The 7,476-nt window shown below is 44.5% G+C and carries 6 protein-coding genes and 1 rRNA gene; 2 read left to right on the plus strand and 5 right to left on the minus strand.

The genetic code is table 11. The annotated features are described in order from the left end of the window. Positions 1-37 precede the first annotated feature (37 nt). The 4 genes from EHN07_RS01510 to EHN07_RS01525 all read right to left on the minus strand — a co-directional run bounded on the left by EHN07_RS01510 (position 38) and on the right by EHN07_RS01525 (position 4,403). On the minus strand, positions 38-1,315 hold the full coding sequence (locus EHN07_RS01510; protein WP_124022449.1) for a TRAP transporter large permease: 1,278 nt from the start codon (positions 1,313-1,315) through the stop codon (positions 38-40). Continuing rightward, positions 1,306-1,785: a TRAP transporter small permease gene (locus tag EHN07_RS01515; protein ID WP_167467260.1), complete on the minus strand. Its 480-nt coding sequence runs from the start codon at positions 1,783-1,785 to the stop codon at positions 1,306-1,308. The genes EHN07_RS01510 and EHN07_RS01515 overlap by 10 nt, the downstream gene beginning before the upstream one ends. Positions 1,786-1,861: 76 nt before the next feature. Continuing rightward, positions 1,862-2,869, minus strand: a complete 1,008-nt coding sequence (locus EHN07_RS01520; RefSeq protein WP_244202333.1) for a C4-dicarboxylate TRAP transporter substrate-binding protein — start codon at positions 2,867-2,869, stop codon at positions 1,862-1,864. Positions 2,870-3,494: 625 nt separating this feature from the next. Then, positions 3,495-4,403, minus strand: coding sequence for a GntR family transcriptional regulator (locus EHN07_RS01525; protein ID WP_124022451.1), 909 nt, complete (start codon positions 4,401-4,403; stop codon positions 3,495-3,497). Positions 4,404-4,541: 138 nt separating this feature from the next. On the opposite strand from EHN07_RS01525, the gene EHN07_RS01530 reads away from it, so the two are divergent. Together EHN07_RS01530 and nepI are read left to right on the plus strand one after the other, a co-directional pair. Next, the gene (locus EHN07_RS01530; protein ID WP_124022452.1) at positions 4,542-5,564 is read left to right on the plus strand and encodes a zinc-binding alcohol dehydrogenase family protein; all 1,023 of its coding nucleotides are present in this window, start codon (positions 4,542-4,544) and stop codon (positions 5,562-5,564) included. Between the two features lie 227 nt (positions 5,565-5,791). Next, positions 5,792-6,976: a purine ribonucleoside efflux pump NepI gene (gene nepI, locus EHN07_RS01535; RefSeq protein ID WP_124022453.1), complete on the plus strand. Its 1,185-nt coding sequence runs from the start codon at positions 5,792-5,794 to the stop codon at positions 6,974-6,976. A 361-nt stretch (positions 6,977-7,337) separates the two neighbouring features. On the opposite strand, the gene rrf is transcribed toward nepI, so the two are convergent. Then, positions 7,338-7,453 (minus strand): 5S ribosomal RNA (rrf, locus tag EHN07_RS01540). Between the last annotated feature and the right edge of the window lie 23 nt (positions 7,454-7,476).

A 7,476-nucleotide genomic window follows, 5' to 3' on the forward strand; every position in this document is an offset into this window, starting at 1 on the left:
ACAGCGGGTTTTTATCAGGCATTTATACTTTCCGGGATTATAGTCCCGGTAAAAATGTTGTCAGGGCCGGAATGAATGTCACCATCAGCAGCACCAGGATTAAGGCAGCAAGCAGCGGTAAAACCTCACGAATAAACTCGGTAATTTTTACTCCGGTGATCGACGTTGCGACAAACATGACCGTACCCATTGGCGGTGTTAAGCAACCAATCGCCAGGTTGAGGATCATCACCAACCCAAAATGAATAGGGTCGATCCCTAACAATTTCACGGTTGGCATCAGTAAAGGGACCAGCACAATAATTGCAGCGTTACCTTCGATAAACATGCCTAATATCAGCAAGACGGCGTTAACGATCAATAAGAAGACATACGGATTGTCAGAAATACTAGTCATCGTCTGGGCTACGTTCTGGGCTATTTGTTCGTTGGTTAATACCCAGGCCAAAGCAGAACAGGTCATGATAATGAGCATCACGCCAGCAGTGGATCGAGCTGTTTCCAAAAAGGATGCAGCAATATCTTTAAGAGACATCTCGCGATAGAAAAGTGTGCCAATTACTATAACAAACAGAACTGCAACGGCACCAGCTTCGGTTGGGGTAAAAATCCCAAAACGAATCCCACCGATAATAACCAATATCAGCAATAACGCGGAGAAAGCCCCTTTCCCGGTTTCCCATAATTCACACCAAGTTGGACCATGGCTACGAGCAGGTTTATAACCACGTTTTTTTGCCAAAAAATAGATGGTTAACATCAATGCGACACAACACAGCAAACCAGGAATAATTGCTGCCATAAACATTTTGCCGATGGATACATCAGCGACAAAACCGTAAATAATAAGCGCAATACCAGGAGGAATGATCGGCGTAATTAATGACCCTGCAGCAGTTACCGCAGCAGAGAAGGCTCGGCCATAACCGAGTTTGGTCATTTCTGGCACCAGCATTTTTGACAGCATGGCGCAATCAGCAAGGTTTGATGCAGATAGCCCTCCCATCATGGTACTGAGCAATACGTTTGATTGTGCTAATCCACCGGGATAGTGCCCAGAAAGCACTTCTGTAAATTTAAGCATCCTACGGGTTATGCCAGTATAATTTAACAAATTCCCCAATAAGATAAAGAAAGGAATGGCCAACAGCGTGACATTTTCGCCCGCGCCGATAATACGCTGAATAGCAATTAACGGGGATATATCTCCTGACATAAAGAAATAGATCAGTAATGACACCAGCACGCTGAGAAAAATAGGTAGATTTATTAAAAAACACAACAGCAGAATAATACAAGCTACGGCTACAGACATACCTCCTCCCCTTTTTTAAATTTAATGATATCCTGATACAAATGTTGTAAGCAAAATAAGACCATAAGCCCTGCACCAATTGGCACAGAAATATCAATGTAAAAATAGGATATACCGAGAATGGAGGTGATTTTATCTTCAGCAATTCCTGATAACTCATATCCTAAATAACCTAAAAAACTAAGCGCCACAATAGAAATCACATGAGTGATAATCGCGAACACAAGTCGCCCTCTGAATGGTAGAAGACTGGTAAAAGCATCAATACTGACATGCATGCGTTTGCTCATTGCGGAGGCCGCACCTAGCATTACCAACCAAATGTAGCAAACAATAAGAACTTCTTCTCCCCAAAGTAAAGGATCATTTAAAATCCAGCGCATTAACACTGCAACAATGGTAATTAATACAATAAATGCGACTGCCAACGAGGACAGAATATCACTCAAATTATTCAACAGCCGATACATGACATACCCCTCATTACCGCCAATCCAGCAGAAATTGAATAGTGAAACCATAAGATTATGGCTTCACAGACAAATTTTATAAATTAATTATTTCTTGTGTTTTGTCATATAAACCAGGCGTCCACTCTGGAAATTTTGTGTAGAACGATTTAGATTTTTCTTTAAATAATGATTTATCAACCTCAACTACAGTAACGCCTTCTTGCTTCATTTTTTCGATAATTTCTTGCTCTTGTATCAGCACTAATTCAGTCAGGAATGTCCCGGCTTGATCACCCGATGCCACCAATGCAGTCTGAATATTAGCAGGCAGTTTTTTCCAGGTTCCCTCCCCCATAACCAGGTTAGTAATGTTCTCTACGTGACCGGTGAGGATTAAAAATTTAGCCGCCTCATAATGTTTTTGGCCATACAGTACGGGAATCGGGTTTTCTGCCCCATCAATTATTTTCAAATTCAAAGAGGTATACACTTCCGCAAGTGGCAGTGGCGTAGGCGTCGCTCCCATTGCTTTCATTCCTTCAATTTGGATACGATTATTGGGTACCCGAATTTTTAATCCCTTGAGATCCTCCGGTGTTTTCACCATTCGGTTAGTGAGCATATGACGTGAGCCATATAGCCAATCTTTCGTGACAATATGCAAACCTTTTGCGTCAAGTTTACCACTCATCTCTTTATAGAGGTCTGATTGATTCAGTTTGAAAATATCTTTGTAGCTAGCGCCAAGATAGGGTCCAAACATAATACCGAAATCAGGGACATAATCAGAGAAGAATGCCCCATCGGCTAGCGTGATAAGTGGGCTTCCCAGCTTCATCTGTTCGATAACATCTTTTTTCGAGCCTAACTGTGAGCTTGGGTATGGGATCAGTTCACCCTGCCCTCCGGTTTGTTCTTTAAATAATCTGGCCCATTCGTGAATAGCCTTATCGAACGGTTCCCCGGGGTTATTTTCATAAGCCACTTTCAGAATATATTTTGCTTCAGCTTGGGCTATCCCACTGAACGCAGCAATAGACATCACCGCTCCTATTGCCGTAGCAAAAATTTTTCTTATATATGAAGCAGATAGTTTCATCATATTCTCCGTTGTTATGTGCAGGGTTTTCCGGTTTGTTGTTTTTTTCTAGAATGTAAACTGGTTCAGCTATTTAATTTTTTGCTATTTTTTATTTATAACTAAATTTACGTATTGGATTCTACTGACGATAGATGCAGCGTTATGGTAACAGATCCATATCTGTCGATTATTGTGCAACCGCTTAACTTTTTCGGTCTTTAATCTGTTTTTATTCTTCGTAAATAATAACCTCAAAATAAGTAATCCTTTAAGCGGAAACTATTACAATGGTTACTATCTAGAATGTAATAATTTTCCGCAGTTAACGAATACTGCCCCCATTGTTTATGATGTTATAAAAATATGCAGCCTGGATTGTTCCAGCCACTCGCGATGCTACCCACAGAGATCGGTATCTCTCAGATAATATCTTTGATGATCTGAACTCACCTGCTTTTTTAGCCTAAAGGGCAATACGCAGTGGCCCGTGGCATTTAGCTTTCTGCATTGCGGCAAAGATAATCAATTCCACCCACATCGCTATTTATAACAAGCAGCAGCTCACAAATGCTGCTGGCGATTGCCCGATTCATTGGCGCTCAAGACGCACATGATAAACACCAACTGATCCGTGAGTGAAGGACCATTACCGCAGAATCTTCTGATTGATTGAACGAATCATCGACTGTTTAGCAGTATTCAAATGATTGCGTAGCGCCATAACAGCATCCAGATCGTTACGGCAAATAAGTGCGCTAAGAATGATCATATGTTCGTCAATAGCGATAATATTGCGCTGCTTAAGATCGCTTTCATCCCATTGATAATGAAAGTGAAATATGACAGAAATGATCTCAAGTGATTGATCAAAAAATACATTCCTCGCGGCCGAAAGGATCAGAGCATGAAAGTCACGATCCAATTGTGAGAACATTTTTAAATTATCACCAATGGTATTCCTCAACACTCTATGATGTTCAAGCAATGTTTTCGCACTTAACCAGCGCGGGTCTGAATCAGGTAAGTTAAGAAAATTTTGCAGTGAGTGGAGCTCAAGCATTTCACGAAGTTCAAATAATTGCTCAGCATAGGCCTGATCAAACTCCTTCATACTCCATTGGCCTCGCTTTTCACTGACAATTAAATTGTAGCGGCAAAACTTTAATAAATATTCCCTTACAACCGATGGGTTTACTCCTGCTATTTTAGCCAGTTGCATTTCACTGAACGTTTCCCCTGCCTGTAATTGCCGCTGGTTAATCATCGAAAAAAACGATTTTTCAAATATACGAGTTTGTTCTTCCGGAGAAATAGAGATGCATTCAAACCCATCCTCTTCATCAGGAACTCTTATCATGCTGTAATTACTACCTATTTTAACCAACACACCGCGTAACTCTAGGTGCAACAGGATATGGCGAACAGTAGTACGGCTGATACTAAACATATCCGCAAGTGCCGATTGTGAAGGTAACGGCGAGGGGATATATCTCTTTGCCATACCCTCAATAATTTGATTAACGACGTTGCGGCGTAAATTTTGTGAGCGGCTCATCCTCACCTCCTTTTCTTCATTAAAACCCAATTTAAAACATTTTTTTGCGTTCCTATTCACATCCATGACATATAACGCCCCTGACTTCACTGTTTTTAAACAATAACAATCGGTAAATAAAACAGGAGCTCATAAACAATGAACACTATGCAAACGCTTATCTGCGATGAACCTAAAAAATTAGTTTGGAAGCAAAGACCTATCCCAAAACCCGGTAATCGGGAAGCCTTAATTAAAATCAAAACGGTAGGTATTTGTGGAACTGATATTCATGCCTGGCGTGGCCATCAACCTTTTTTTAGCTATCCACGTGTTTTGGGCCATGAAATATGTGGTGAGGTTGTCAGATTAGGGAAAAATATCGATCGCCTTAAAGTGGGGCAGCAGGTAACGGTTATTCCTTATATTGCCTGCCATCAATGTCCTGCCTGCCTCAGCGACCGTACCAACTGCTGCGAAAATATTTCCGTTATTGGCGTCCATCAGGACGGTGGTTTTAGCGAATATTTAGCCGTGCCAGAACGCAATCTGCTGACGGTAGAGGGTATCGATCCTGAGGCCGCAGCGCTGATAGAACCTTTTGCCATTAGCGCCCATGCAATACGCCGCGCTGCCATTCGGCCCAATGAGCATGTTCTGGTGGTAGGTGCTGGTCCTATCGGCCTGGGAGCAGCGGCGATTGCTAAAGCCGATGGCGCACACGTTATTGTCGCCGATACCAGCGAGGCACGGCGTATGCATGTAGCAAAAAATCTCGGGCTGGAAACGCTCGATCCTTCACATGCGGATTTTGAACGGCAAATTCGCGCGGCGTTCAGCGGATCTCTGGCACAAAAAGTTATTGATGCCACGGGTAACCAGAACGCCATGAATAACACAATAAATCTTATCCGTCATGGTGGCAGCATTGTATTCGTCGGCCTGTTTAAGGGGGACCTGCAATTCTCAGATCCGGAGTTTCACAAAAAAGAGACCACCATGATGGGTAGTCGTAACGCTACGGAAGAAGACTTTGCCAAAGTGGGTCGTCTAATGGCACAAGGCGCATTAAACGCGCAAATGATGCTGACACACCGTTACCCGTTTCCTGGACTTGCAGAAATCTACGAGCAGGATGTAATAAATAACCCACAACTAATCAAGGGCATTATTAAATTCTGAGCCTGAAAAATTGAGAATATGATATTGTCAGCGTTATTCAAGAGAGGGTAATGCTGATTATTTCCCAGATTCACGCAACATCAATACCGCGAGCTTTCGACCCTTTACATTCTTTCACCTACTTCCAGCGCCATAAAATTTAGCTAAAAAGTTGCCAAAACGTTAAATGCGTCACACTTGCGGTGCTACACTACGCGGCTTAATTGAAAGTAGCGCAAGGCGAGAAAATGAGTGAGTCTATAAAAGAAACAATCGAACCACAGGCCGTATCGCGACCTAACTGGTCAGCAGTATTTGCCGTGGCATTTTGCGTGGCCTGTCTGATCACCGTGGAATTTTTACCCGTCAGCCTCCTGACGCCAATGGCGCAGGATCTTGGGATCTCTGAAGGCATGGCCGGGCAGACGGTCACCGTTACCGCTTTTGTCGCCATGTTTGCCAGCCTGTTTGTCACAAGCCTAATCCGCTCAACCGACAGGCGCTACGTGGTCTTTCTGTTTTCTGTGTTACTCACTCTCTCCTGCCTGCTGGTTTCCTTTGCCGAAAACTTCACGATGCTGTTAATTGGTCGCGCCTGTTTAGGGATTGCCCTTGGCGGATTCTGGGCGATGTCAGCCTCCTTAACCATGCGGCTGGTCCCTGCGCGTACCGTGCCAAAAGCCCTGTCGGTGATCTTCGGCGCAGTCTCAATCGCACTGGTTATCGCCGCTCCGCTGGGCAGCTTTTTAGGAGGCATTATTGGTTGGCGCAATGTGTTTAACGGCGCAGCATTGATGGGTGTCGCCTGCATCATTTGGGTATGGAAAGCACTGCCGCCGCTGCCAGGTGAATCCACACTGCATAAGCAAAACATATTTGGCCTGCTACAACGCCCGGGAGTGATGGCGGGTATGATAGCCATATTTATGACTTTTGCCGGGCAGTTCGCTTTCTTCACCTACATCCGTCCGGTGTATATGACTCTCGCCGGATTCGATGTCGATGGTCTGACGCTAGTATTACTGAGCTTTGGTATTGCGAGCTTTATCGGAACATCCCTTTCCGCCGTCTTCCTCAAACGCTCTCTCAAGCTGGCACTGACCCTCGCACCGTTGATTCTGGCACTGAGTGCATTGGTTCTGGTGTTGTGGGGAAGCGATAAAGTCGTTGCCTCAGCCGTTGCCATTATATGGGGTTTGGCCTTCGCACTGATCCCCGTCGGCTGGTCTACGTGGATCACCCGCTCACTTGCCGATCAGGCAGAAAAAGCGGGGTCAGTTCAGGTTGCGGTTATTCAGCTAGCTAACACTTGCGGTGCCGCTATTGGCGGGTTCGCTCTGGATAACTTCGGCCTGCTTTCACCGCTGGTATTGTCCGGTAGCTTGATGTTGCTGACGGCGATTCTGGTGGCAACAAAGGTGCGAGCAAAGTAAGTTATTCCCGCCCTTCCTCACGCTCACAGCGCGATGCATAACCGGCGGGCAGGAAGATAATCTGCATTTGTGTAGGAATGCTTAACGTACTTATTCCAGATAGCAGTATCGTTTTCCTGTCGGCGCCAATAGGTCTTCTGTAACACCAGCTTTATGGCATAGCAAACAAGAAGATGCGTTATTCTGTTTTTGCAAAATCGTAGTAAGTCCTTGATTAACGAACGGTGCCGGTATGTACCGTATCTGGTTCATATGGCTGTTCAAAGCGTGATGGATATAGCTTAGCTGGGCAGGGGGAATTCATAAATCGCAGACAGCAAAAAGCCCTGTACATCAGTACAGGGCTTTCCACTTATTTGGAGCCTGGCAGTTCCCTACTCTCGCATGGGGAGACCCCACACTACCATCGGCGCTACGGCGTTTCACTTCTGAGTTCGGCATGGGGTCAGGTGGGACCACCGCGCTAGTGCCGCCAGGCAAATTCTGTTTCATCAACCGTC

Source organism: Buttiauxella warmboldiae (genome assembly GCF_003818135.1).
GTDB lineage: Bacteria > Pseudomonadota > Gammaproteobacteria > Enterobacterales > Enterobacteriaceae > Buttiauxella > Buttiauxella warmboldiae.

Coding starts and splice junctions, on each gene's coding strand:
- EHN07_RS01515 (WP_167467260.1), bottom strand. CDS start 1,785: ATGTATCGGCTGTTGAATAATTTGAGTGATATTCTGTCCTCGTTGGCA.
- nepI (WP_124022453.1), top strand. CDS start 5,792: ATGAGTGAGTCTATAAAAGAAACAATCGAACCACAGGCCGTATCGCGA.
- EHN07_RS01525 (WP_124022451.1), bottom strand. CDS start 4,403: ATGAGCCGCTCACAAAATTTACGCCGCAACGTCGTTAATCAAATTATT.
- EHN07_RS01520 (WP_244202333.1), bottom strand. CDS start 2,869: ATGATGAAACTATCTGCTTCATATATAAGAAAAATTTTTGCTACGGCA.
- EHN07_RS01510 (WP_124022449.1), bottom strand. CDS start 1,315: ATGTCTGTAGCCGTAGCTTGTATTATTCTGCTGTTGTGTTTTTTAATA.
- EHN07_RS01530 (WP_124022452.1), top strand. CDS start 4,542: ATGAACACTATGCAAACGCTTATCTGCGATGAACCTAAAAAATTAGTT.